The sequence below is a fragment of the Bordetella genomosp. 13 genome (genome assembly GCF_002119665.1).
Classification (GTDB): domain Bacteria; phylum Pseudomonadota; class Gammaproteobacteria; order Burkholderiales; family Burkholderiaceae_B; genus Bordetella.
The window spans coordinates 914,507-938,903 of the sequence record NZ_CP021111.1; the positions used below are offsets into that span (position 1 = coordinate 914,507).

Below are 24,397 nucleotides of genomic sequence, written 5' to 3' on the forward strand. Positions count from 1 at the left end.
ACGAGAGCCTGTACATGTGTGGAATAGCGGGAATCTGGGGACCCTTGGCGGACAAGCGCGGCGTGCTGGCGGAAAGCTGCCGGCGCATCCGCCATCGCGGTCCCGACAGCAACGGCTATTGGGAAGACGCGCCGGCCGGACTGGCGCTGGCCCACGTGCGGCTGGCCATCCTCGACCTGACCGAGGCCGGCCACCAGCCCATGGTGTCGCCCTGCGGCCGCTACGTGCTGGTGCTCAACGGCGAGATCTACAACCACCTCGACCTGCGCCGCCAGCTCGAGCATGCCGGCCAGGCGCCCGCGTGGCGCGGTCATTCGGACACCGAGACCGTGCTGGCCTGCTTCGCGGCGCACGGCGTCGAAGCCACGCTGCGCGAGGCCGTGGGCATGTACGCGCTGGCGCTGTGGGACCGGCAGGAGCGGCGCCTGTCGCTGGCGCGCGACCGCATGGGCGAGAAGCCGCTGTACTACGGCTACAGCGGCGGCAATCTGGTGTTCGCGTCCGAACTGAAGGCGCTGCGGCCCATACCCGGCTTCGGGGCCGAACTGAACCGCAATGCCCTGGCCTCGTACATGCGCCACAACTACATCCCCGCGCCGCAATCGATCTATGCCGGCATTTTCAAGCTGCCGCCGGGCGCGTGGCTGGAGATCGATGCGGCCTCGGCCGGCCGGCGCGAACTGCCCGAGCCGCGCGTCTATTGGTCGGCGCAGGCCGCGGCCGACCAGGGCCTGGCCGCGCCGCTGGCCTTCGATACCGACGAGCAGGCCGTGGACGCGCTGGAGCAGGTGCTGGGCAACGCGGTGCGCGGCCAGATGCTGTCGGACGTGAGCCTGGGCGCGTTCCTGTCGGGCGGCATCGATTCATCGGCCATCGTGTCGCTGATGCAGGCCGGCAGTTCGCAGCCAGTGCGCACCTTCTCCATCGGCTTCCATGACAAGGCCTACGACGAGGCGGAACACGCCAAGGCGGTCGCCTCGTACCTGGGCACCGATCACACCGAGCTGTACGTCACGCCCGACGATGCGCTGGCCGTGGTGCCGAAGCTGCCCGAGATCTACGACGAACCCTTCGCCGACTCCTCGCAGATTCCCTCCTTCCTGGTCACGCAGATGGCGCGCCGGCACGTCACGGTGGCGCTGTCGGGCGATGGCGGAGACGAGTTGTTCGGCGGCTACACGCGCTATTTCCGGGTGCGCGACTGGTACGCGCAATGCCAGCGCATGCCGCGTCCGCTGCGCCATGCGGCCGGCGGCCTGCTGCGCGCATCCACCCACCTGCCGGGCAAGGGCGCATGGCGGGGCAAGGTGGGCAAGCTGGGCGAACTGCTCAGCGTCGACCTGCAGGCCGAGTTCTATCGCGAGTTCGTGTCGTACTGGCCCAGGCCCGCCGAGGTGGTGAAGGGCGGCGCCGAGATTCCGTCGCTGTTCCAGCAGCCCATGCAGGGCTCGGTGTTCGAGGCCATGATGAAGCTGGACACGCAGACCTACCTGCCCGACGACATCCTGGTGAAGGTCGATCGCGCCGCCATGGCGGTCAGCCTGGAGACGCGCGTGCCGCTGCTGGATCACCGCGTCTATGAATTCGCCTGGCGCCTGCCGTTTCGCTACAAGGTGCGCGGCAGCACCGGCAAGTGGGCGCTGCGGCAGCTGCTTTACCGCCACGTGCCGCAGGCGCTGGTGGACCGGCCCAAGCGCGGCTTCGCCGTGCCGCTGGCGTCGTGGCTGCGAGGTCCGCTGCGCGACTGGGCCGAGGCGCTGCTGGATCCGGCGCGGCTGCGCCAGGAAGGCTGGTTCGAGCCCGAGCCCATCCTGCGCAAATGGAGCCAGCACAAGAGCGGGCATCGCAACTGGAGCAGCCACCTGTGGGGCGTGCTGATGATGCAGGCGTGGCTGGACTGCCACCGCGGCGAGGGCGCGCCGTCGGCCACCGAACGACTCAAGGAGACCCTGGAGCGATGAGGATCCTGCTGCTGGTGAGTTCCATGCATGCCGGCGGCGCCGAACGGGTCGCGGCCACCCTGGTCAACGCGTGGGCCGCGCGCGGCGACACGGCCATCCTGGTCCCGACCTACTCGTCCAAGGGCACCTGCTTCTATCCTCTTTCCGACCAGGTGCAGCTGCACTGGCTGGCCGATCACGCGGGCACGCGCGAAGGCGGCCTGCTGGCGGGCGTGCGGCGACTGCATGCGCTGCGCCGACTGATCCGCGAGACGGCGCCCGACGTGGTGGTGTCCTTTCTCACCAACGTCAACGTGGCCGCCATCCTGGCCACGCGCGGCCTGGGCGTGCCCCTGATCGTGTGCGAACGCACGAATCCGGTGGTGGCCAACGTGGCTGGACCCATGCTGGCCAGGCTGCGCCGCCTGCTGTATCCGCTCGCGGACATGGTCACCGTGCAGGCGGACGCGACGGTCGAGCCCTTCGCGCGGCAGGTGCCCGGCATCCGGCGCCTGGCCGTCATTCCCAATCCCTTGCCCGCCGAACTCTCCGACGCGCCACTGACGCATGTGGACGCGGGCGCCGGGCGCAAGCGGCTGGCCGGCATGGGCCGCATGGTGCCCGAGAAGCAGTTCGACCAGTTGATCGCCGCCTTCGCGGAACTGGCCCCTACCTATCCCGACTGGGACCTGCACCTGTGGGGCGACGGTCCGCAGCGCGAAGCGCTGCAGGCACAGGTGCGCGCGGCCGGCCTGGAGCGCCGCATCTTCATGCCGGGGCGCACCGAGACGCCGTGGGAAGAGCTGGCGCGGTCGCAGGCCTTCGTGATGAGTTCGTCGGTGGAAGGTTTTCCCAACGTGCTGCTCGAGGCGATGGCGCTGGGCCTGCCTTGCGTCACCTTCGACTGCCCCAGCGGACCGCGCGAAATCACGCGTGACGGGCAGGATGCCTTGCTGGTGCCGCTGGGCGATCGCGCCGGACTGCGCGAGTCCATCGCGCGGCTGATGGGCGACGCGTCGCTGCGCGTCGATCTGGGCGCGCGCGCCGCCCGATCCGTGCGCAGCCGCTACGCGCTGCCGGCCGTGCTGGCCGAATGGGACCGGTTGATCGCCACAGTGCGAGGGCGGGCAGTGACGGGCGATACCCTTGCGCAGGCGGATGCCGCGAAGGTGCGCCGATGAGCCCGGTCCGCCTTCGCGACGCGCGCGCGCCGCGCCCGGGCCGCAGGGGGCCGGCATGAGCGCCGCTGGCCGGCTGACCGTTCTGCACGTGATCACGGGGCTGGGCCAGGGCGGCGCCGAGGCGGTGCTGTTCCGCATGGCCACATACCCGGGGCAGGCGGTGCGCCACGTCATCGTGTCGCTGACCGACGAGGGCATCTACGGCACGCGCCTGCGCGCCGCGGGCGTGGCGGTGCATGCGCTGGGCATGCCGCGGGGCCGCGTCAGCCTGTCGGGCCTGCATGCGTTGTATGCATTGCTGCGCGAGGTGCGCCCGCATGCCGTGCAGACCTGGATGTACCACTCGGACCTGATCGGCGGCGTGATGGCGCGGCTGGCCGGCATACGCGCGGTGGCGTGGGGCGTACGCAATTCCGGCGCGCACCTGCGGCGCAGCAGCCGATCCGCGCGGCTGGTGCTGCGGTTGTGCGCCATGCTGTCGGGCCGCGTGCCGGCCGCCATCGTGTGCGCCGCCCAGGATTCCGCCGAGCGGCACAGGCGACTGGGTTATCGTGCCGATCGCATGGTGGTGATCTCGAACGGTTATGACCTCGCGCGCTTCACACCCGACCCCGAGGCTCGGGCCCGCATGCGCGCGCTGTGGGGGGTGGCGCCCGAGGTGCCGCTGGCGGGCTGCGTGGCACGGTGGGATCCGCTGAAAGACCATCGCAACCTCTTGCAGGCCCTGGGCCGGCTGGTGCGCGAAGGCCGCGACGGCGGACTGCAATGCGTGCTGGTGGGCCGCGGCATGTCGCCCGGCAACGCCGAGCTGGCGGCGCTGATCGACGCAGAGGGGCTGCGCGGCCGCATACTGCTGGCCGGTCCCAGCGACGACGTGCCCGCCGTGATGAACGCGCTGGACATGCACGTGCTGTCCAGCTGCGCCGAGGGCTTTCCCAATGTGGTGGCCGAGGCCATGGCCTGCGGCACGCCCTGCGTCGTGACCGACGTCGGCGATGCGGCCTACATCGTGGACGACACGGGGCCGGTGGCGCCGCCCGAGCAGCCGGCGGCGCTGGCCGACGCGATGGCCGCCTTGCTGGCGCAACTGGCGGCGCACGGCCGCGAGGCCGTGGGACAGGCCGGCCGCCAGCGTGTGCTGCAACAGTTCGACCTGCGGCGCATGGTCGATGCGTACGCCGGAGTCTGGCGCCGCATCTCGGAAGGAAAAAAGCCATGAACCCCGCGCTTCCTGGCCGTTCCGACGACACCTCGTTCCCCGCGCAAGCTCCGCGCCGCCTGCTGTTCGTCGTCAACAATCCGGCGTTCTTCATGTCCCACAGACTGCCGCTGGCACTGGTCGCGCAGGCGCGGGGTTGGGACGTGCACGTGGCCACCATGGACGGCCCCGCGGTGGCCGAGGTCGTCGCGCATGGCCTGACGCATCACGTCATTCCGCTGACGCGCAGCGGCAAACAGCCGCTGCAGGAACTGCGTTCGGTGCTGGCGCTGCGCCGGTTGTTCGGCCGCCTGAAGCCCGACGTGGTGCATCTGGTCACGATCAAGCCTGTGCTGTACGGCGGCATCGCCGCGCGGCTGGCGGGCGTGCCCGGCATGGTGGCGGCCATCTCGGGCCTGGGCTTCATCTTTCTATCCGACAGCCCGAAGGTGCGGTTGATACGCCGGGTGGTGGCGGTGCTGTACCGCTGGGCGCTGGGCCATCGCAACAGCCGCGTGATCTTCCAGAACGCCGCCGACCGCGACATGCTGCGCCGCCTCGGAGCGGTGCGCGAGGAGCAGGTGGTGATGATCCGCGGTTCCGGCGTCGACCTGCGGGAGTGGCCCGCGCTGCCCGAACCGTCGCGGCCCGTGGTGGCGCTGATGGTGGCGCGCCTGCTGCGCGACAAGGGCGTGACCGAGTTCGTCGAGGCGGCGCGCCTGCTGCGGGCACGCGGCGTGGCCGTGCGCATGCGCCTGGCGGGCGGCATCGATCCCGGCAATCCCGCGTCGGCCACCGAGGACGACGTGCGGCAGTGGCGCGAGGAGGGCGCGGTCGAGGTGCTGGGCGAGCGCGCGGACGTGGCCGGGCTCAATGCGGCCTGCCATATCGCGGTGCTGCCGTCGTATCGCGAAGGCCTGCCCAAGTCGCTGGTCGAGGCGGCCGCCTGCGGCCGGGCCGTGGTGACGACTGACGTGCCGGGCTGCCGCGACGCGATCACGCCCGGCGAGACCGGCCTGCTGGTGCCGGCGAGAAATGCGGCGGCCCTGGCGGACGCGATCGCGCGGCTGGCCACCGACGATGCGCTGCGGCAACGCATGGGCAGGGCCGCGCGGGCACTTGCCGAGCGCGAGTTCGACGTCGATGACGTCAGCCGGCGGCACATCGCCGTATACGAAGCCCTGCTGGCTGGCGCGCGGCGCGCGGGACGCTGAGCTTCGGCCGGGTCCGCGGCGTTCGCGGGTGATTTCACATCGTTGCAACGGGCGGTCCCTATGATCCGGGCGATTTCGACCCTCAAGGTGAAACGCCATGACGCAATCCCCGATCGTCCCGCTGGACATGTCCCAGCGCCGCCGTTTCCTGCGGCTGTCCCTGGCCAGCGCCGGCGCCGTGTCCCTCAGCAGCTTCCTGGCGGCCTGTGGCAGCGACGGCGATGACGATCGCCCCGCGGACGAGCCGCCGGCAGAGACCCCGCCTCCTGGCGAAACGCCGCCGGTAGATCCGCCCGCCCCGACCAGTCCCTTCGCGCAGATGTCCGAACTGCGCGCGGCCGACGAGAACGGCGTCATGCTGCCCGACGGCTTTTCGTCGCGCATCGTGGCGCGCTCGGGCGTGGCCCCGTTGGCCGGCGCGGAGCCCTGGCACGGCGCGCCGGACGGCGGCGCCTGTTATCCGACCGCCGATGGCGGCTGGATCTATGTCAGCAATGCCGAACTGGCGCTGGGCGCGGACGGCCGTCCGGCGGGCGGCGTGGGCGCGCTGCGCTTCGACAGCAATGGCGAATTGGTCGACAGCTATCCCATCCTGAAGGGCACCGGCGGCAACTGCGCCGGCGGGCCCACGCCCTGGGGCACGTGGCTGTCCTGTGAAGAGTTCGAGTTCGAGCCCGGCGGCCCCGAGGAGGCGCTGATCGGTCGCGCGGCCGGGCTGGTGTGGGAATGCGATCCCCACACGCCGTGGGTCGACGGCCAGGTCGGCCGCAGCTTTCCTGCGCTGGGCGCGTTCGCGCACGAGGCCGTGTGCGTGGACGCCGAGAACAGGACCCTGTACCTCTCCGAGGACGCCAGCGGCGGGCGCTTCTACCGCTTCGTCTGCGACGCCTCGGACTGGCCCGCCAACCGCGACCGTCCGCGCATGCAGAGCGGCAAGCTGCAGGTACTGCAGATCAGCGCGCTGCCCCACGACGCCGAGGTGGTCGCCGCGGCCGCCGCGAATGGCGTCGACCTGAACGCGCCGTGCGCTGTGCAATGGCTCGACGTGGTCAGCCCAGAGCAGGGCCAGGGCTATACGCGCGTCATGGAACGCCTGGCCGGACGCACGCCTCCCGGCACCGAGTTCCCCAAGTGCGAGGGCACCTGGTTCTTCAACGGCATCGTGTATTTCACCACCCAGTCGAACCATCGCATCTGGGCGTACGACGTGGCCAACGAGACCGTGGAAGTCATCTACGACGGCAATCAGAACAGCGTCGATTCCATCAACTACTCGATCAACCGCCCCGACAACATCACCGTGACGGCGCTGGGAGAGATCATCGCGGTGGAAGACGGCGGCAACCTGGAAGTCGGCGTCGTCCGCCTGGACGGCACGTCGCAGGCCATCGCGCGGCTAGTGGGACACGAGAACAGCGAGACCACCGGCGTGGCCCTGTCGCCCGATGGCACGCGACTGTACTTCAGCTCGCAGCGCGGCACGACGGGCGACTCCGCGGACGGCGTCACGTTCGAGATCCTGCTGCCGTCGCCCGCCAGGTAAGGGGGCGTCGATCAACCGCCGGGTTCAGTTTCCCTTTACCCAGGGCAGCGAATAAAACCTGGCGTTGTTCGCATACGAAGCGTGGATGCGCTCGCGCACTGCCGGGGCATGGTGATAGATGTCGATGAACCGGCGCAGGCGCGCGTCGTTCTGGTTGTCTTTGCGGGCGACGAAGTGAATGGCCCATTTCACATCGTCCACGCCGGAATACAACAGGCCGTGGCGGGCGGCGATGTCCGCCTTGCCCGCGGCGACGTAGTGCGAGGTCACGCCATAAGCCAGGTCGACGTCGTCCAGCGACCTTACCAGTTGCGGACCGTCGACTTCGACGAAGCGCAGCTTCTTCGGGTTGCTCGACACGACGTCCAGCGAAATCCTGCCGTCCGTGCCGGGCGCCAGCGTGACGAGCCCCGCCCGCGCGAGCAGCAGCAGGCCGCGTCCCTGATTGGCGGGATCGCTGGCCAGCGCCACGCGCGCGCCCTCGGGCAGTTCTTCGAACTTCGAGAACTTCAGCGAGAACAGGCCGACGTTGGGCAGCAGGCCGATGGCCACCGGGACAAACGCGTAATTGCCTTCCTTGACCGCGTTGGCCAGGAACGGCAAATGCTGGAAGTAGTTGGCATCCAGGTCGCCGGCCGCCAGGGCCGTATTGGGGCCGCGCCATTCGGAAAACTCCACGACCTCGACTTCCAGGCCCTGCTTGCGGGCTTCTTCGGCGGCGGTTTCGATGGAATCGGCGATCGCCCCGGGCGTGACGCCTATCTTCAGCGGCGCAGCGGTCGCCGGTTCCGCCGCCGGCAAGGCGGCCAGTCCAAGCGCCAGCACGAACAGCCCGGCCTTTCTCCATACGGAAGACGCATGCATGACGGATCTCTCCTGTTTTCCCTGATTCATTGGCGCCGTGGCGGCTCGCTCGCCTTCAGCCATTGCGCCGCCAGCGCGTCCCGGGGTGGTTGGCTGGCAGTCGATCGCCGCGGCCGAACAATTGCTGGCGCAGCGAGCCTTCGCCATAGGCGGTCTTGTAGCGGCCGCGGTTCTGCAGTTCGGGCACGACCCGTCCGGCAAAGTCCTCCCAGGTCTCGGGCACGACGATGCGCGTAAGGTTGAAGCCGTCGATCTCGCCTTCGTCTATCCAGTGTTCCAGTTCATCGGCGACCTGGCTGGGATCGCCGACGATGGTGTTGTAGCGGCTGCCCAGGCTGAATTGCTCCAGCAGCCGGCGGCGCGTCGTCAGGCCCGCCTGCTGCGCGCCCTGGCTAGCCGACTGGATGGCATTGGTCGTGCCATAGGGAATGGGCTCGTCCAGGTCGTACTGCGCGAAGTCGATGCCGGTGCTGGCGGCGAAATGCGCCAGCCCGCCCTCCGCGCTGGCATGCGCCAGATAATCCTGGTACTTGTCGCGCGCCTCTGCCTCGGTATCGCCCACGACCACCGCCAGGCCGGTATAGATCTTGACGTCATCGGGCCTGCGTCCGGCGTCGACGGCAGCCTGGCGCAACTGCCGCGACGCGTCGCGCGCGGCCGCGGGCGTGCGCGCGCCTATGAAAATGCCTTCGGCATGCCGGCCGGCGAAGCGTCGGCCGCGTTCGGACGTGCCGGCCTGGAACAGCAGCGGCGTGCGCTGCGGCGAGGGCGCGCTCATGTGGATGGCATTGGCGCGGTAGTACGGGCCCTCGTGCACCACCGGATGCACCTTGTCCGGCAGGGTATGGATACGGCGGGCCTTGTCGGCGATCACCGCGCCGTCCTCCCAACTGCCTTCCCACAGCTTGTAGCTGAGTTCCAGGAAGTCGTCGGCGCGGTCATAGCGCGCGTCGTGCTCGGCCAGCCCATCCTGACCCAGGCCGCGGGCGCCGCTGTCCACATAGCCGGTGACGATGTTCCAGCCGACGCGCCCGTTGCTGAGCTGGTCCAGCGTGGTGATGTCGCGCGCGAAGGTGTAGGGGTGCTCGGCGTTGATGGTGGCCGTCACGCCGAAGCCCAGGTGCTCGGTCGCCGCCGCCATGGCGGAAATCAGCAGCCACGGATTGTTGACCGGCAACTGGATGCCCTCGCGCAGCGTCAGATCCACGCTTTGCTGGTACACGTCGTAATAGCCGATCACGTCGGCGATGAAGATCGCGTCGAACAGGCCTTTTTCCAGGATCCTGGCAATGTCGGTCCAGTACTTCAGCGTGTGGTATTCGGTGGAACGGTCGCGCGGGTGCGTCCACAACCCATGGTGGATGTGGCCGACGCAATTCATGTTGAATGCATTGACGTGGATGAGTTTGCTCATCACAGGGCTCCGTGTTCGCGCAAAAGGAAATCCAGCGCGCGAAAATCGCGCCGGTGGACTGGAAGCGCGTGCCGTTCACGCGCATGACGTCTGTTCAGCGGTTGCGCAGCCAGCGCGCGTAGCGGTCGCCCGAGGTCTGCACGACGGTGACCAGCGCGATCAGCACCGCGATCACGATCAGCATCACCTGGGTGTCGAAGCGCTGGTAGCCGTAGCGGATGGCCAGGTCGCCCAGTCCGCCGGCGCCCACGGCGCCGGCCATCGCCGAGGAACTGATCAGCGCGACCAGCGTGATCGTGAAGCCGCCGATGATGCCCGGTAGCGCCTCGGGGAAATAGACATGGCGGATGATGTGCCACTTCTTGCAGCCCATGGCCTGCGCCGCTTCGATCAGTCCGGGGTCGACCTCGCGCAGGCTGACTTCGGCGATGCGCGCGAAGAACGGCGTGGCGCTGATTGCCAGCGGCACGACGGCGGCCCATACGCCGATGGTGGTGCCGGCCACCAGCCGCGTGAAAGGAATCAGCGCCACCAGCATCACGATGAAGGGCGTGGCGCGAAAACCGTTGACCACGCTGCCCACGACGCGGTTGATCCGGGGCGATTCCAGAAAGCCGCCCGACGCGGTGACGATCAGCAGCACCGCCAGCGGGATGCCGGCGAAGAAGGCGATGGCGCCCGATATGCCGACCATCGTCAGGGTGTCGAGGAATGCCTGGGTATAGCGTTCAAGCGGAATGGACAGATTCAGGAACATAGCCGATGGTCTCGATCAGGTGCGCGATGGCGGCGGAGCCATGCGTCAAAGTGTGCAGGGGAGGGAGCGGCGCCCGGCCATCCAGCGCCAGCAGCAGGCGACCATGGGCGTGGCCCTGGATGCGGTCCACGCCTCCGTGCACTAGCCGCACGCCGGGCAAGACCTGGGCGATCCGGGCCAGGTCGGGCTCCAGCCCGCCTTCTCCGGTATACGAAAGCTGCAGAATCCGGTCATGAGGCGCTTGCCCGGGCGGCTGCGCCACCAGCCGGCCCCGCAGGTCGTCGGGCAGCCCGTGCTGCAGCGGCGCCAGCAGCGCCCGGGTGGCCTCGTGTCCGGGCGCACCGAAGACCTTCCACACCTCGCCAAGTTCGGCGATGCGTCCGCCTTCCAGTACCAGCACCTGGTCCGCGATCTCGCGGATCACGCTCATTTCATGCGTGATCAGGACGATGGTGATGCCAAGCCGCCGGTTGATGTCCTTGAGCAGTTGCAGGATGGATTGCGTGGTTTCCGGGTCGAGTGCCGAAGTCGCCTCGTCGCACAACAGGATTTCCGGCTGCGTGGCCAGCGCCCGGGCGATGCCCACGCGCTGCTTCTGCCCGCCGGACAGGCGTCCGGGGCGCACATGGTGTTTGTCCTGCAGGCCGACCAGGGCCAGCAGCTCGGTCACGCGCCGGACGATGTCCGCCGGCCGTGCCCCCGCCACCTTCAGCGGCAGAGCCACATTGTCGAACACCGTCTTGGCCGACAGCAGGTTGAAGTGCTGGAAGATCATGCCGATGCGGCGGCGCAGCTGCACCAGCTCGCTTTCGCCCAGCGCGGCGATGTCCACGCCGTCGACGAGGACCTTGCCGCTCGTGGGCCGTTCGAGCCGGTTGATGGTGCGCAGCAGGCTGGACTTGCCGGCGCCGCTGCGGCCGATGATGCCGAAGACGCTGCCGGCGGGGATGTCCAGCGTGATGTCCTGCAGCGCGTGCACATCGCCGGCGGGCGACCGGTATACCTTCGCAAGCTGGTGAAACGACACCGATCCCGCACGCGGGATGGCGTGCGTGGCGCCGGCGGCGTCCGCGACTGCCGCCGCCGCGGGCCGGGCGTCGTCGAAAGGCCCCTCGGATGACGGATCCAGGCCGCGGCGCAGCGCGATCGAGCTAGACATGGCAACCTCCTGGAGGGCGGTCAGCGCTGCCAAGGCAGCGTGTAAAGGTTCTTGTCATGGTCGAAGCGCGCGTCGATCACCTCGCGCACCTTCTGCGATTGCTGGAAGACCTCGACGAACCGCCGCAGCTTGGGCTCGTCCTTGCGGTCCGAGCGCGCGGCAAAGCCCATCGCATAGAAAGTGTCGGCGATGCCCGAGTACACCAGTCCCTGGCTGGCCTGTTCTTTCTTGCCCGCGCTGACGAAGTAGCTGGGCCAGACCACGGCCAGGTCCACGTCGGGCAGCGAATGGATGAGCTGCGGCCCCTCGATTTCCACGATGCGCAGGCGCTTCGGATTCTCGATCACGTCGTGGACCGTCGCGCCGGTGTCGTTGCCGTTCTTCAGCTTGACCAGCCCCGCCTTCTGCAGCAGCAGCAGGCCGCGCCCCTGGTTGACCGGGTCGTTCGGGACGGAAACCCGCGCGCCATCGGGGACGTCGCCCAGCGACTTGATCTTGTTCGAATACAGGCCGATGTTCTGCAGCAAGCCCAGGCCGATCAGCTCGATCCGGTAGCCCCGTTCCTTGACCGCGTTATTCAGGAAGGCCTGGTGCTGGAAAAAATTCAGGTCGATGTCGCGGTTGTTCAGTGCCTCGTTGGGCAGCGTCCAGTCCGTGAATTCGACGAGCTGCACGTCCAGCCCTTGCTTGAGCGCCTCGGCCTTGACCGCTTCGATCGCATCCGAGGTGGCGCCGGGCGTGGAGCCGACCTTGACCACTTCCGCGGCTTGACCCGCGGGGGCCAGCGCCGCGGCGCTTACCAGCCACGCGGCCAGTATCCTGAATACGAAGACGGATTGAGATGTCATGCGAAATTCCTTGTCGGCTAGCCCGATGATTCCTGGATGGAAGAAATGTCTATCGCTGCACCCACGACAGCGTGAAGAGCCGCTGGTCGTTGGCGAAGTCCTTCAGCGCCTGGGCGCGCACGGCCTCGGACGTCTGGTAGATCTTCACGAACTTCTGGACGTCCGGATCGTTGACGCGGTCGGCCTTGGTGACGAACTGGATGGAGAACTGCTTGTCTTCGATGCCCGAATAGGCCAGGCCGCTGGAAGGATCGAAGGCCTTGGCCGCCACGATGAAGTGCGGATAGCCCATCGCGAGGTCCACATCGGGCGTGATGCGCACCAGCTGCGGGCCCTCGACTTCGACGAAGCTCAGTTTCCTGGGGTTGTCGACGATGTCGTCCAGGGACCCCAGATAGCCCACCCCGGGCTTGAGCTTGACGAGGCCGACCTTCTGCAGGAGCAGCAGGCCGCGCCCCTGGTTGACGGGATCGTTGGCGATGCCTACCTTGCCGCCCACCGGAATGTCGGCGGCCGCCTTGTACTTCAGCGAATACAGGCCCACGTTGGCCAGCAGGCCCGTGCCGGCGCTGGCGAGCTTGTAGCCGTTCTTCTTGATCGCGTTGTCCAGGAAGGGCTGGTGCTGGAAGTAGTTGATGTCCAGGTCGCCGTTGTCGACCGCGACGTTGGGCGTGGTCCAGTCGGTGAATTCGACCAGCTGCACGTCGATGCCCTGGGCCTTCGCCTCGCGCGCGGCCACTTCCACGGAGTTGGCGTATGCGCCCGGGACGACGCCTATCCTCAGCTTGGCGGCTTGCGCGGGCAGGGCGACGACGGCCGTCAACGCGGCGGTCGCGGCAATGAATTTCAGGGTCTTCAACATGGGTCTTCTCTTGTGCGTGCGTGGAGGGGCCCGCCCCTGGACGGGGCGCGCGTGAAGTCGGGATCAGGCGGCCGCGCGGGCCACGGCCCGCATGGCATCGCGGCCGGGATGGCGTTGCAGCAGCCGGTCGAGAATCTCGCCCTCCAGCGCGGCGTAGCGCGCATCGCCGCGCTCGCGCGGCCGCGGCAGGCCGATGGATACGGAAAGCGAGACTGCGCCCTGGTCTATCACCACGACGCGGTTGGCAAGCGCCACGGCTTCGCCCACGTCGTGCGTGACGAGCAGCGCGGTGAATCCGTGCTCGAGCCACAGGCTTTCGATCAGGCTCTGCATGTCGATGCGCGTGAGCGCGTCCAGCGCGCCCAGCGGTTCGTCCAGCAGCAGCAGGCGAGGGCGGTGCACCAGCGCGCGCGCCAGCGCCACGCGCTGCCGTTGTCCGCCGGAGAGCACGGCGGGCCATTCGTCGGCGCGGTCGGCCAGGCCCACGTGCGCCAGCGCCTCCAGGCCCTGCGCGCGCACCTGCTCCCTGCCGCCGCGCAACCCCAGCGTGACGTTGTCGACGACCTTCTGCCAGGGCAGCAGCCGCGCGTCCTGGTACATGATGCGGGTCTGGCCCGAGATGCCGTCGACAGCCGTTCCATCCAACGTGATGGCGCCGCCGCCGGGCCGGTCCAGTCCCGACAGCAGGCGCAGCAGCGTGCTCTTGCCGCATCCGCTCTTGCCCACCAGGGCCACGAACTCGCCGGCGGCGATGTGCAGGTCGACGCCGCGCAACACTTCGCGCTCGCCGAAGCGCCTGGTCACGCCTTGCGCGCGCACCGCCGCGCCGCCAGATGAAGAAACCGTTGTTCGCGCCATGTCGTCCCAGTCCTTTCTCGAATCACGCCGGCTTGTAGCCGGTGTTCCAACGCAGCAGCCGACGTTCCATTGCGCGCGCGGTCGTGTCGGCCAGCTTGCCGAGCAGGGCATACAGCAGGATGGCCACCACCACGATGTCCGTCTGCATGAACTCCCGCGCGCTGTTGGCCATGTAGCCGATGCCGCTGGACGCCGCGATGGTTTCGGCCACGATCAGCGTCAGCCACATGAAGCCCAGCGCGTACCGCACGCCGACCAGGATGTTCGGCAGCGCGCCGGGCAGGATCACCTTGGTGTACAGCTCGCGGCGCGTGAGGCCATACGAGCGACCCATCTCGACCAGGCCCGCCTCGACCGAGCGGATGCCGTGGAAGGTGTTGACGTAGATGGGAAAGAAGGTGCCCAGCGCCACCAGGAACAGCTTGCCCGCCTCGTCGATGCCGAACCACAGGATGACCAGCGGGATCATCGCCAGGTGCGGCACGTTGCGCACCATCTGCACCGTGGTGTCGAACAGCGTCTCGAAGGTCTTGAAGCCGCCGCTGGCAAGGCCCAGGACCAGCCCCAGCGTGCCGCCGATCAGGAAGCCGATGCCGGCGCGCACGAAGCTCGCCCACAGCTGCACGAACAGTTCGCCGCTGCGTATCAGCTCCCAGGCGGCCGCGAAGACGGCCGAGGGCGCCGGCGCGACGCGATGGGATATCCAGCCGGTCTGCGAGCCGGCCTGCCACAACAGCAACAGGCCCGCGGGCAGCGCCCAGGGCAGCAGCGCCTTGCCGATACGGTCGATGGATGTGTGCTTGGCCATTGCCGTGTCCGTCCGCGCTCAGCCGTCTTGCCACACCACCGAGGCCACATCCAGCTTCTTCGGGATGAGCTTCAGTTCGGTGAAGGTGTCGGCGATGGTCTGCTGGTTCTTGATCGCCTCGGCCGAGATGGGCTGCACGCCGTATGCGTAGTTCTGCAGCGCGGCCCGGGTGATCTCCCTGGGCAGCGCGATCTGCGGCGCCAGGATGTCGGCGGCCGCGTCGAAGTTGGCCACCACCCAGTCGTCCGTGGCCTTGATTTCTGCCAGGGACCAGCGGATCACTTCGGGATGCGCGCTGGTGTACTTGCCCGTGGACAGGTAGAAGTTGTAGTTCAGCGCCACGCCCTCTGCCGTTTCCAGCACGCGCGCGCCGATCTGGCCGATGGCGGCCTGCGCGAACGGATCCCAGATTACCCAGGCATCGATCGAATGGCTTTCGAAAGCGGCGCGCGCCTCGGCGGGCGGCAGCAGCTTGACGTCCACGTCGCCGTACTTCAGGCCGGCGCGTTCGAGCGACTTGACGATGAAGTAATGCACGTTCGAGCCGCGGTTCAGCGCGACCCGCTTGCCCTTGAGCTCGGCCACCGACTTGATGGGCGAGTCCTTCTGCACGAGGATCTTTTCCGCGCGCGGCGCGGGTGGCTCGGAAGCCACATAGCGCAGGTCCGCACCGGCGGCCTGGGCGAACACCGGCGGGGTCTCGCCCACGCAGGCGAAGTCGATGCCGCCCACGTTCAGCGCTTCCAGCATCTGCGGTCCGGCGGTGAACTCGACCCAACGCACCGCGACGCCTTCTTTCTTCAAGCGTTCATCGAGATTGCCCCGGGCCTTCAGGATCGCGAGGTTGGAACCTTTTTGCCAGCCCACGCGGAACTGCTTGGCGGACGTGGCGCCGAAGGACGTGGCGGACAGGCCGGCGCCGGACAGCGCGGACAGGCCCAGCGCGCCTTGCAGCAGCGTGCGGCGGCGGCGTGATGGAACCGGCGGGTTGTCTTGGGACATGCTGCATCTCGATAGGGAGTCAGAGATGCGGATTCTGGGCGGTGCGTGAAGTACCCGTCCAATATCAATCGGACATGTCGATATGTACAGGGCCGCCCCGAGGGCGGCCCTGAAAGCGGCATGCAGCGCCCGGCGGCGATGCCGCCGGGGCCGTGTCTGCGCGCCCTACTTGCCCGTGGCCGGCGCGGACAGCATACGGATCCAGTGTCGCGTCGAGGCGTCCTGCCAGCCTTCGGCCCCGCCGCCTTCGTCGCCGAGCTCGCGCACGATGCGCTGGGCCAGCTTCTTGCCGAACTCGACGCCCCACTGGTCGAAGGGATTGATGCCCCACAGCACGCCTTGCGTGAAGACCTTGTGCTCGTACAGCGCCAGCAGCGACCCCAGCGCGTGCGCGTCCAGGCGCGGCAGCACGATCAGCGTGGAGGGACGGCCGCCCGGATGAACGCGATGGCGAGCCAGCACGGCGGCCTGCTGCGGGTCGGCGCACGCGCTCAGGGTTTCCTGCAAGGCCTCGTCGAACGGCTTGCCGCCGAGCATGGCGGCGCGCTGCGCCAGGCAGTTGGCCATCAGGATCCTGTGGTTCTGCACATGATCGTGGTCGGGCGTCTGGCACACCACGAAGTCCACCGGCGCGCCCGTCGCGTCCTGGTGCAGCCACTGGAAGAACGTGTGCTGGCAGTCGGTGCCCGTCATGCCCCACACCACAGGGCCCGTGTCGACGCCGACCGGCGTGCCGTCGGCCGTGGCGACCTTGCCCAGCGATTCCATCTCGAGCTGCTGGGCCCAGGGCACCAGATGCCCCAGCCGCGAATCGTACGGCAGGATGGCCAGCGACCCGTAGCCCAGCACGTTGCGGCTGGCCAGGCCCGCCAGCGCCATCTGCACAGGAGCGTTCTCCGCCAGCGGCGCCGTGCGGAAATGCCGGTCCATGGCCTCGGCGCCGGCCAGCAGTTGCTCGACCGCGTCGCAACCGAGGCCCAGGGCCACGGGCAGGCTGATGGACGACCACAGCGAATAACGTCCGCCCACCCAATCCCAGAACGGGAAGAGGTGCTCGTCGGCGATGCCCGCCTCGCGGGCGGCCGTGACGTTGGCGGTAATGGCCGCCACCTGCCGCATGGGTTCGGCCACGCCGGCCTGCCGCAGCCATTCGAGCGCCACGGCCAGGTTGGCCAGCGGCTCGGTGGTGGTGAAGGACTTCGACGCGATGATGACCAGCGTCTGGTGCGGATCCAGCGTGGGCAGGATGGAGGCGATGTCGTGCGTATCGACGTTCGACGCGAAGCGCACGTCGCGCTTCAGGCCGCGGTGGCGAAGCGCCTGGATGGCCAGGCGCGGGCCCCAGTCGCTGCCGCCGATGCCCAGGTGCAGCACGTGGCGATACGCGCCGTCGGCGTCGGCCCGTTCGACGAAGTCGCGCAGGCGGCCGCGCTCGGCCACCACCGTCTCGGCCACGGCCGCCGGCGGCTGGGCGGCGCGCAAGGCGGTGTGCCAGGCGGGGCGGTCCTCGGTCCAGTTGACGTGGGCGCCATCGAACAGGCCCGCGCGCGCGGCGTCGAAGCCTTGTTGCGCCAGCAGCGCGGCGCCCGCCTTGTCGAGCTCGGCGGACTGGGGCTGGGCCGTCAGGTCTACCTGCAGGCCGCCGGCCTGCAGGATGCGCAACTGGCTGCCGTCTCGCGCGGCGTCACGCACCGCTTGGGTGAAGTCCAGCCACGCGGGGCTGGTGGACAGGGAAGTAGGCATGTGGCAACTGCGGTCAGAAGGGCAGCCGGGCCTGCGGGGCCAGCTTCAGCAATTCGCGGCGGAAGTTTTCCTGGATGCGCGACAGCGCGGCCTGGTCGTCGGCCTCGAAGCGCAGCACCACCACCGGCGTGGTGTTCGACGCGCGCGCCAGGCCGAAGCCGTCGGGGTACTCGGCGCGCACGCCGTCGATGGTGACCACGCGCGTCGTGCCGTCGAAGCTGCCCTGCGATTGCAGCTGGCGGATCAGCGCGTGGGGCTGGCCTTCTTCCATCTCGATCTTCAGCTCGGGCGTGGACAGGGCCTGGGGCAGGGCTTCGAGTTCCTGCGACGGATCGGCGGAGCGCGAAACGATTTCGAGCAGGCGTGCCGCCGTGTACACGCCGTCGTCGAAACCGAACCAGCGTTCCTTGAAGAAGATGTGGCCGCTCATCTCGCCGGCCAGCGGGGCGCCCGTTTCGGCAAGCTTGGCCTTGACCAGCGAGTGGCCGGTCTGCCACATCAGCGGCTGGCCGCCGGCGGCCTCGACGGCCAGGCCCACGTGGCGGCTGCACTTGACGTCATAGATGATGGTGCCGCCCGGCACGCGCTTGAGCACGTCGCGCGCCAGCAGGATCAATTGGCGATCGGGCCAGATGATCTGGCCGGACTTGGTGACCACGCCCAGGCGATCGCCGTCGCCATCGAACGCCAGGCCGATCTCGCAGTCGGTTTCGGCCACGTGCTTGATCAGCGCCTCGAGGTTGTGCGGGTCCGCGGGATCGGGATGATGGTTGGGGAAATTGCCGTCGACCTCGCAATACAGCTCGTCGACCTCGCAGCCCAGCCCGCGCAGCAGCTGCGGCGCCACCGCGCCGGCCACGCCGTTGCCGCAGTCGACCGCGATCTTCATGGGTCGGCTGAGCTTGACGTCGGACACGATGCGCTCGATGTACTCGGGCACCAGGTCGAGCGTGCGGTGCGCGCCGCACTGCGCGGCGGGCTGCGCCTGCTGCATTTCCTGGCGCAGGCTCTGCACCTCGTCGCCATAGAGCGCCTTGCCGCCCAGCATCATCTTGAAGCCGTTGTACTTGGGCGGATTGTGGCTGCCGGTGATGGCCACGCCCGTGCCCGTGCCCTGCGTATGGGCCGCGTAATAGACCAGCGGGGTGGGTACCTGGCCGATGTCCAGGGCGTCTACGCCGCCGGCGCACAGGCCCTCGATCAGGCCCTCGGCGAGCGACGGGCTGCTGAGCCGGCCGTCGCGGCCCACCACCACGGCCTGGATGCCGGCGTTGCGCGCACGCGCGGCCAGGGCCAGGCCCAGGCTGCGCGCGAATGCGGGGTCGATCAGGTCGGGGACGGTGCCCCGGATGTCGTATGCCTTGAAGACAGAAGCGGGAAATTGCGCCTGATCACTCACGAATGGCCTCTTTGGATTCTGGAGAATGTCGGGCCGCGGCGCGCTGCCGCGCCGCGGCCGTTACAAGTCGATTATCTACGATTCGGCCCGGCATGGGCGGCCGGCGGCGGATACCAAGCGTTGCAGGCGTGTCGTCGCGAAACGCGGTCTACACTGCCGGTCTCGCCCGGTTGGCGGGGATCGACCCTACAATAATCCGCGTTCCCTAATCCATCGGGCCGGGCGGCTGCCGGGTCCCGAATCAAAGTGTGCGGCCATGACGCTCTTTAGCGAACTCCAATCCCTGCTGGGCGCGGACCACGTGCTGGCCGGCGCCGATGCCGCTCCTTATCTCACGGACTGGCGCCGCCGCTATCACGGCACGGCGCTGGCCGTGGTGCGGCCGGGCAGCACCGAGGCCGTGGCCGACGTGGTGCGCGCATGCCTGCGCCACGGCGCGCCTCTGGTGCCGCAAGGCGGCAATACAGGTCTGTGCGGAGGCGCCACGCCCGACGACTCGGGCCGCGCGGTGGTGCTTTCCACTGCGCGCCTGAACCGTGTGCGCGCCGTCGATACCGACAACGACACCATCACGGTCGAGGCCGGCTGCGTCCTGCAGGCGGTGCAGGAAGCGGCCGAGGCGGCGGGCCGGCTGTTTCCGCTCAGCCTGGCGGCCGAGGGCAGCTGCACCATCGGGGGCAACCTCGCCACCAACGCGGGCGGCACGCAGGTGCTGCGCTATGGCAACGCGCGCGACCTGACGCTGGGCCTGGAAGTGGTCACCGCGGAAGGCGAGATCTGGCACGGCCTGCGCGGCCTGCGCAAGGACAACACCGGCTACGACCTGCGCGACCTGTATGTGGGCAGCGAGGGCACGCTGGGCATCATCACCGCGGCCACGCTCAAGCTCTATCCCAGGCCGGTGGCCACCTGCACGGCCCTGCTCACGCTGGCCAGCGTCGCCGACGCCGTCGAGCTGCTGTCGCGCGCTCGCGCCGGCTTCGGCGCCTCGCTCACCGGCTTCGAGTTGATGGCCGGCGATTGCCTGCAGGGCGTGGTCAAGCTGTTCCCGCAGCAGCGCCTGCCGTTCGAGGGCGAGTCCGCGCGGTCGCCGTGGTTCGCGCTGCTCGAGCTGTCGGACAGCGAAAGCGAGGCTCACGCGCGCGAACGCTTCGAGGCCGTGTTGTCGGCCGCCATCGAGGATGGCCTGGCGACGGACGCCGCCATCGCCGCCAATCTGGCGCAAAGCCAGGCGCTGTGGCACCTGCGCGAAAGCATTCCGCTGGCGGAGGCCGAGCTGGGCAAGGCGGTCAAGCACGACGTGTCCATCCCTATTTCGGCCATCGCCGGCTTCGTCGGCAAGACCAACGCGCTGCTGCAGGCCGAGTTTCCGCACGTGCGCAACGTCATCTTCGGCCATCTGGGCGATGGCAATCTGCACTACAACGTCGCCCGGGCGCCCGGCCAGACGGAGGAAGAACTGTTGGCGCTGCAGCCGCGCATCTACGACGTGGTGCACGCCAGCGTGATGGCGCACGAGGGTTCGATCAGCGCCGAGCACGGCGTGGGCCAGCTCAAGCGCGACGAGCTGCCGCGCTACAAGAGCGGGGTCGAGCTGGCGCTGATGAAGCGCATCAAGCAGGCTCTCGACCCCCACGGCGTGTTCAATCCGGGCAAGGTCCTGCAGACCTGAAAGGCGGCGCCATGGCCGAATCCGCGTCCCGCAACTGCCGCGTCCTCATCGTCGAGGACGACCTCACCATATCGGGCAATCTGTACGCGTATCTCGAGGCGCGCGGCTTCGTCAGCGATGCCGCCTACGACGGGCGCGCCGCGCTGGCCATGCTGGGCCAGCAGAACTTCGACGCGGTGGTGCTGGACATCGGGCTGCCCGGCATGGACGGCTATGCCGTGCTGCATGCCTTGCGCAATACCCACCTGTCCGACGTGCCCGTGCTGATGCTGACGGCGCGCGACGGGCTGGACGACAAGCTGGCCGGCTTCGCCCACGGCGCGGACGACTATCTGACCAAGCCCTTCGCGCTCGCGGAGGTCGAGGCGCGGCTGCTCGCGCTGGTGCAGCGCGCCCGCGGCGGGGTGGTCAATGCCGTGCGCAAGTTCGGCCCGCTGCAGCTGGACGGACGCACGCGCGTGGTGACGGTCAACGGCGTGGCGGTGCACCTGGCCCGCAAGTCGGTGGCCATAGTCGAGATACTGCTGCGCGACCCGGGACGCGTGGTGCAGCGCGCCGAACTCGAACACGCGCTGTGGGGCGAGGAACCGCCATCGCCCTACGCGCTGCGCAGCCAGATGCACCTGCTGCGCCGCGCGCTGGCGGCGGCGGGCTTCGACGGCATCGAGACCGTCCACGGCACCGGCTGGCGGCTGTCGGACCAGGCCCAGCATTCATGAATCGCCGCGCCAGCCTGACGCAACGCGTGGTGTGGGCGTTGACGGGCACGGTCGCCGTGTTCGTGTCGGCGCTCGCCGTGCTGTCTTATCTGACGTTCGACCAGATGGAAGATGACCTGGTCAACGACATCCTGAACAACGAAACGCGGCGTCTGCAGCAGCGCATCGCAGGCAATGCCGGGGATGTGCCGCGCTACCAGCTGGCCGACACGGGACCGGCCATGCGCGCCTGGGCGGGGCGACCCTCGCCGGCGCAGGGCGATGAGGTCGACGGCTTTCCCGAACCGCTGCGCGGGCTGGGCCCCGGCCTGCACATGCTGGAACCCGACCAGGAGACCTGGCACGTCACGGTCACCGATACGCCGCAGGGCCGCCTGTACGTGCTGTACGACGCCACCGACAACGAGGCGCGCGTGCACGCCTTCGGCCTGTTCGTGCTGGGCGTGGGCGCCATCTGCATTCTTGCGGCCTACGCCATGTCGCGGCGGGTGGCGGCCGTGGCCGTCGGCCCGCTGCTGGAGGTGGCGCGCCGGCTGAGCAACTGGGCGCCCGACGAGCCGGGACAGCCGGCTGCCGCCCGCAACGACGAGGCCGGGCAGCTGATGGAAGCCTTCAACCGCGTGCAGGGCCAGGTGGAACGCTACATCGCCCGCGAGCGCGAGTTCGCCGCCAATCTCAGCCACGAGGTGCGTACGCCGCTGGCCGCCATCCGCACCGACAGCGAGATGATGTCGCTGGCGCCCGGTCTGGAGGAGGGCACGCTGATGCGCCTGTCGCGCATCGCGCGGAACGTCGACGTGATCGCCGACACGCTGCAGAGCGCGCGGGCCATGGCCAGCGAAAGGCCCGGCGATGCACAGCGGGTGAACCTGGCATCCTGCATGGAAGACGCCTGGCGCGGCATGGAAGACGCCGCGGCCGCCGCGGGCCTGTCGATGCACAACGACATTCCGCGCTCGGCGCACCGAGAGCTGGACCGCTATGCGCTGCTCATCGTGCTGCGCAACCTGGTGCGCAATGCCATCGAACACGCGGCCCCCGCCACCCTGCGCGCCACGTTGCTGGAGGACGGCACGCTGGTGCTGCGCGACAACGGCCGCGGCATTCCGGCGGCCGAGCTGCCCTTCGTGTTCCAGCGCTATTACAGCGGTCGGCTGCGTGATGCCGGCGGCGCCGCGGCGGACGACATGCCGCGCGGCCTGGGGCTGGCCATCGCCAAGCGGGTCTGCGACATGCATGGATGGACACTGGACGTCACCTCCGCGGTCGAGGGGCCCGTCCGCGGCACGTGCTTCACGGTGCGCTTCTGCTGAACGCCCAGCCGGGCTTGCGCCCGGCGGGACGCCATGTCGCGCCGCGCTTCAGTTGAACAGCACCGAAGGCAGCCACAGCGAGAAGGCGGGCACGTAGGTGACCAGCGCAAGCGCCGCGATCAGCGCGCCGTAGAACGGCCAGATGGTGCGCATGACGGTGCCCACCGACACCTTGCCGATGGCGCACCCGATGAACTGCGTCGTGCCCACCGGCGGCGTGTTCAGGCCGAGCGCGCAGTTCAGCAGCAGCACGATGCCGAACTGCACCGGTCCCATGCCGTACTGCATGCAGATGGGCAGGAAAATCGGCGTGCAGATCAGGATGGTCGCCGCCATGTCCAGGAACGTGCCCAGCAGGAACAGCGCCACGTTCACCATCAGGAAGATGGCCCACGGCTCGGTGGATATCTTCGCCATGAGTTCGCCGGTCTTTTCCGCCACGCCGTACAGGCCGATCAGGTAGCCGAAAGTGGCCGAGATGCCGATCAGCAGCAGCACCACGCCGGTGGTCTTGACGGCCTTGGCGGCGGCGCGCACGAACTGGTCCATCGTCAGCGAGCGATACACGAACACGGTAAGCGCCAGCGCGTACAGTACGGCCACGGCGGCGGACTCGGTGGCGGTGAACACGCCGCTGAGTATGCCCGCGATGATCACCACCACGACGAACAAGCCGGGCAGGGCGGCCGCCAGCGTGCGGCCGACGATGCTCCAGCCGGGGAATGTGCCGGCCGGGTAGCCGCGCGAGCGCGCCACCAGGTAGGCCGCCGCCAGGTTGCACAGCGTGAGGATCAGCGCGGGCAGCAGGCCGGCCGCGATGAGGGCCGCGATCGACACCTTGCCGCCCGCCGCCAGCGTGTAGATGATGATGTTGTGGCTGGTGGGCATGAGCGCGCCGACCAGCGCCGCGTGGGTCGTGACGTTGACCGCGTAGTCGGCGTGATAGCCCTCTCGCTTCATCATCGGGATCATCACCGAGCCCATGGCCGACACGTCGGCCACCGGCGAGCCGGACACGCCGCCGAACAGCGTGCACGCCACGACGTTGGACATGCCCAGGCCGCCGCGCACGTGCCCCACCAGCGACTTGGCGAAGTTGACGATGCGGTCGGCGATGCCGCCGTACAGCATCAGCTCGCCGGTGAAGATGAAGAACGGGATCGCCAGGAACGAGAACGCGTTCATGCCCGAGGTCATCTGCTGGAAGGCCACCGCGATCGGCAGGTCTTCGTAGGCGATGGTGGCGACGGACGCCAGGCCGATGGCGAAGGCCACCGGCACGCCGATGACCAGGAAGCCGATGAACGAGAGGGAAAGCAGGGTCAGCGCCATGCCGGTACCACCTTCTGGTTGCGCAACAGGGCCACGATGTGCTCGAACGAGAACACCGCGATCAGCGCGCCGGACAGCGTGGCCGGCGCGTACTTCCAGGCTTCGGAGATGCCCAGGTTGGGGATCATGTAGGTATGCACGGACTCGGCCAGGATGGCGCAGTTCCACGACATGATGGCGCCGAACAGCAGCACCAGCGCGTGGATCAGCAGCTGCACGGCGCGCCTGGCCGACGCGGGCAGCAGCTCGACCAGCGACTCGAAGCCGATGTGGCCGGCGTCGCGCACGCCCACCGCCGCGCCCAGCATGGTGACGAACAGCACCAGCAGCAGCGACAGGCTTTCGGCCCACGTGGGCGTGCTGTTGAGCACGTGCCGGCCGAAGATCTGCAGGGACACCGCGGCGATCAGCAGCACCAGGCCCATGATGCTGACCCACATGCACGAGCGCGCCAGCAGCGCGCAGCCGCGGGTCAGCATGTCCAGCGGCCGGGCCGCGTCGGCGCGGTCCGTGTCTGCATGGCCGGACTCTATACCGCCCGCATGCGGCGGGCGGGCAAGCGGAGCGGACA

At 69.0% G+C, this 24,397-nt stretch carries 21 protein-coding genes; 8 read left to right on the forward strand and 13 right to left on the reverse strand.

Annotation, left to right across the window (positions count from 1 at the left end; translation table 11 throughout):
• The first annotated feature begins 14 nt into the window (after positions 1–14).
• The 5 genes from asnB (at position 15) to CAL15_RS04270 (ending at position 7,076) form a co-directional block, all read left to right on the forward strand.
• A complete protein-coding gene (gene asnB, locus CAL15_RS04250; protein WP_086077438.1) occupies positions 15–1,961 on the forward strand; it encodes an asparagine synthase (glutamine-hydrolyzing) in 1,947 nt (648 codons plus the stop codon).
• Positions 1,958–3,121, forward strand: a complete 1,164-nt coding sequence (locus tag CAL15_RS04255) for a glycosyltransferase family 4 protein (protein ID WP_086077439.1) — start codon at positions 1,958–1,960, stop codon at positions 3,119–3,121. The genes asnB and CAL15_RS04255 overlap by 4 nt, the downstream gene beginning before the upstream one ends.
• A gap of 55 nt (positions 3,122–3,176) precedes the next feature.
• On the forward strand, positions 3,177–4,340 hold the full coding sequence (locus CAL15_RS04260) for a glycosyltransferase (RefSeq protein ID WP_086077440.1): 1,164 nt from the start codon (positions 3,177–3,179) through the stop codon (positions 4,338–4,340).
• Positions 4,337–5,533, forward strand: coding sequence for a glycosyltransferase family 4 protein (locus CAL15_RS04265; protein WP_086077441.1), 1,197 nt, complete (start codon positions 4,337–4,339; stop codon positions 5,531–5,533). The genes CAL15_RS04260 and CAL15_RS04265 overlap by 4 nt, the downstream gene beginning before the upstream one ends.
• Positions 5,534–5,630: 97 nt before the next feature.
• Positions 5,631–7,076: an alkaline phosphatase PhoX gene (locus tag CAL15_RS04270; protein WP_086077442.1), complete on the forward strand. Its 1,446-nt coding sequence runs from the start codon at positions 5,631–5,633 to the stop codon at positions 7,074–7,076.
• Positions 7,077–7,100: 24 nt separating this feature from the next.
• On the opposite strand, the gene CAL15_RS04275 is transcribed toward CAL15_RS04270, so the two are convergent.
• The 11 genes from CAL15_RS04275 to CAL15_RS04325 form a co-directional block, all read right to left on the reverse strand.
• Positions 7,101–7,940: a MetQ/NlpA family ABC transporter substrate-binding protein gene (locus tag CAL15_RS04275; RefSeq protein WP_086077443.1), complete on the reverse strand. Its 840-nt coding sequence runs from the start codon at positions 7,938–7,940 to the stop codon at positions 7,101–7,103.
• A gap of 55 nt (positions 7,941–7,995) precedes the next feature.
• A complete protein-coding gene (locus tag CAL15_RS04280) occupies positions 7,996–9,354 on the reverse strand; it encodes an LLM class flavin-dependent oxidoreductase (RefSeq protein WP_086077444.1) in 1,359 nt (452 codons plus the stop codon).
• Between the two features lie 94 nt (positions 9,355–9,448).
• Positions 9,449–10,111: a methionine ABC transporter permease gene (locus CAL15_RS04285; protein ID WP_086077445.1), complete on the reverse strand. Its 663-nt coding sequence runs from the start codon at positions 10,109–10,111 to the stop codon at positions 9,449–9,451.
• Complete coding sequence (locus CAL15_RS04290; protein WP_086077446.1) at positions 10,083–11,270, reverse strand: methionine ABC transporter ATP-binding protein; 1,188 nt, start codon at positions 11,268–11,270, stop codon at positions 10,083–10,085. Before CAL15_RS04290 ends, CAL15_RS04285 begins: the two co-directional genes overlap by 29 nt.
• A 20-nt stretch (positions 11,271–11,290) precedes the next feature.
• Complete coding sequence (locus tag CAL15_RS04295; protein WP_086077447.1) at positions 11,291–12,118, reverse strand: MetQ/NlpA family ABC transporter substrate-binding protein; 828 nt, start codon at positions 12,116–12,118, stop codon at positions 11,291–11,293.
• A gap of 49 nt (positions 12,119–12,167) precedes the next feature.
• Positions 12,168–12,980, reverse strand: a complete 813-nt coding sequence (locus tag CAL15_RS04300) for a MetQ/NlpA family ABC transporter substrate-binding protein (RefSeq protein ID WP_086077448.1) — start codon at positions 12,978–12,980, stop codon at positions 12,168–12,170.
• 63 nt (positions 12,981–13,043) lie between these two features.
• Positions 13,044–13,838, reverse strand: a complete 795-nt coding sequence (locus CAL15_RS04305; RefSeq protein ID WP_157666593.1) for an ATP-binding cassette domain-containing protein — start codon at positions 13,836–13,838, stop codon at positions 13,044–13,046.
• 22 nt (positions 13,839–13,860) lie between these two features.
• A complete protein-coding gene (gene ssuC, locus CAL15_RS04310) occupies positions 13,861–14,646 on the reverse strand; it encodes an aliphatic sulfonate ABC transporter permease SsuC (protein ID WP_086077449.1) in 786 nt (261 codons plus the stop codon).
• Between the two features lie 18 nt (positions 14,647–14,664).
• Positions 14,665–15,648 (reverse strand): sulfonate ABC transporter substrate-binding protein, encoded by a 984-nt coding sequence (locus CAL15_RS04315; RefSeq protein WP_086077450.1) that lies wholly within the window; start codon positions 15,646–15,648, stop codon positions 14,665–14,667.
• A 165-nt stretch (positions 15,649–15,813) separates the two neighbouring features.
• Entirely contained in the window at positions 15,814–17,391 is a 1,578-nt protein-coding gene (pgi, locus tag CAL15_RS04320) for a glucose-6-phosphate isomerase (RefSeq protein WP_086077451.1), read from the reverse strand.
• A 13-nt stretch (positions 17,392–17,404) separates the two neighbouring features.
• Positions 17,405–18,790, reverse strand: coding sequence for a phosphomannomutase/phosphoglucomutase (locus CAL15_RS04325; RefSeq protein WP_086077452.1), 1,386 nt, complete (start codon positions 18,788–18,790; stop codon positions 17,405–17,407).
• Positions 18,791–19,046: 256 nt separating this feature from the next.
• On the opposite strand from CAL15_RS04325, the gene CAL15_RS04330 reads away from it, so the two are divergent.
• The 3 genes from CAL15_RS04330 to CAL15_RS04340 are packed head-to-tail and all read left to right on the forward strand — an operon-like array spanning position 19,047 to position 22,494.
• Positions 19,047–20,462: an FAD-binding oxidoreductase gene (locus CAL15_RS04330; protein ID WP_086077453.1), complete on the forward strand. Its 1,416-nt coding sequence runs from the start codon at positions 19,047–19,049 to the stop codon at positions 20,460–20,462.
• Positions 20,463–20,473: 11 nt separating this feature from the next.
• Positions 20,474–21,181, forward strand: coding sequence for a response regulator transcription factor (locus CAL15_RS04335; protein ID WP_086077454.1), 708 nt, complete (start codon positions 20,474–20,476; stop codon positions 21,179–21,181).
• Complete coding sequence (locus CAL15_RS04340) at positions 21,178–22,494, forward strand: sensor histidine kinase (protein ID WP_086077455.1); 1,317 nt, start codon at positions 21,178–21,180, stop codon at positions 22,492–22,494. Before CAL15_RS04335 ends, CAL15_RS04340 begins: the two co-directional genes overlap by 4 nt.
• 48 nt (positions 22,495–22,542) lie before the next feature.
• On the opposite strand, the gene CAL15_RS04345 is transcribed toward CAL15_RS04340, so the two are convergent.
• Positions 22,543–23,826: a TRAP transporter large permease gene (locus tag CAL15_RS04345; protein ID WP_086077456.1), complete on the reverse strand. Its 1,284-nt coding sequence runs from the start codon at positions 23,824–23,826 to the stop codon at positions 22,543–22,545.
• Positions 23,817–24,305, reverse strand: a complete 489-nt coding sequence (locus CAL15_RS04350; protein ID WP_086080921.1) for a TRAP transporter small permease — start codon at positions 24,303–24,305, stop codon at positions 23,817–23,819. The genes CAL15_RS04345 and CAL15_RS04350 overlap by 10 nt, the downstream gene beginning before the upstream one ends.
• Between the last annotated feature and the right edge of the window lie 92 nt (positions 24,306–24,397).

Bases quoted from the DNA above. Each gene is read 5' to 3' on its own strand.
- CAL15_RS04345 (WP_086077456.1), bottom strand. From the start codon at position 23,826: ATGGCGCTGACCCTGCTTTCCCTCTCGTTCATCGGCTTCCTGGTCATC.
- CAL15_RS04280 (WP_086077444.1), bottom strand. From the start codon at position 9,354: ATGAGCAAACTCATCCACGTCAATGCATTCAACATGAATTGCGTCGGC.
- CAL15_RS04295 (WP_086077447.1), bottom strand. From the start codon at position 12,118: ATGACATCTCAATCCGTCTTCGTATTCAGGATACTGGCCGCGTGGCTG.
- CAL15_RS04350 (WP_086080921.1), bottom strand. From the start codon at position 24,305: ATGCTGACCCGCGGCTGCGCGCTGCTGGCGCGCTCGTGCATGTGGGTC.
- CAL15_RS04335 (WP_086077454.1), top strand. From the start codon at position 20,474: ATGGCCGAATCCGCGTCCCGCAACTGCCGCGTCCTCATCGTCGAGGAC.
- CAL15_RS04300 (WP_086077448.1), bottom strand. From the start codon at position 12,980: ATGTTGAAGACCCTGAAATTCATTGCCGCGACCGCCGCGTTGACGGCC.
- pgi (WP_086077451.1), bottom strand. From the start codon at position 17,391: ATGCCTACTTCCCTGTCCACCAGCCCCGCGTGGCTGGACTTCACCCAA.
- CAL15_RS04260 (WP_086077440.1), top strand. From the start codon at position 3,177: ATGAGCGCCGCTGGCCGGCTGACCGTTCTGCACGTGATCACGGGGCTG.
- CAL15_RS04275 (WP_086077443.1), bottom strand. From the start codon at position 7,940: ATGCATGCGTCTTCCGTATGGAGAAAGGCCGGGCTGTTCGTGCTGGCG.
- CAL15_RS04330 (WP_086077453.1), top strand. From the start codon at position 19,047: ATGACGCTCTTTAGCGAACTCCAATCCCTGCTGGGCGCGGACCACGTG.
- CAL15_RS04305 (WP_157666593.1), bottom strand. From the start codon at position 13,838: ATGGCGCGAACAACGGTTTCTTCATCTGGCGGCGCGGCGGTGCGCGCG.
- asnB (WP_086077438.1), top strand. From the start codon at position 15: ATGTGTGGAATAGCGGGAATCTGGGGACCCTTGGCGGACAAGCGCGGC.
- CAL15_RS04270 (WP_086077442.1), top strand. From the start codon at position 5,631: ATGACGCAATCCCCGATCGTCCCGCTGGACATGTCCCAGCGCCGCCGT.
- CAL15_RS04265 (WP_086077441.1), top strand. From the start codon at position 4,337: ATGAACCCCGCGCTTCCTGGCCGTTCCGACGACACCTCGTTCCCCGCG.
- CAL15_RS04255 (WP_086077439.1), top strand. From the start codon at position 1,958: ATGAGGATCCTGCTGCTGGTGAGTTCCATGCATGCCGGCGGCGCCGAA.
- CAL15_RS04285 (WP_086077445.1), bottom strand. From the start codon at position 10,111: ATGTTCCTGAATCTGTCCATTCCGCTTGAACGCTATACCCAGGCATTC.
- ssuC (WP_086077449.1), bottom strand. From the start codon at position 14,646: ATGGCCAAGCACACATCCATCGACCGTATCGGCAAGGCGCTGCTGCCC.
- CAL15_RS04340 (WP_086077455.1), top strand. From the start codon at position 21,178: ATGAATCGCCGCGCCAGCCTGACGCAACGCGTGGTGTGGGCGTTGACG.
- CAL15_RS04290 (WP_086077446.1), bottom strand. From the start codon at position 11,270: ATGTCTAGCTCGATCGCGCTGCGCCGCGGCCTGGATCCGTCATCCGAG.
- CAL15_RS04315 (WP_086077450.1), bottom strand. From the start codon at position 15,648: ATGTCCCAAGACAACCCGCCGGTTCCATCACGCCGCCGCCGCACGCTG.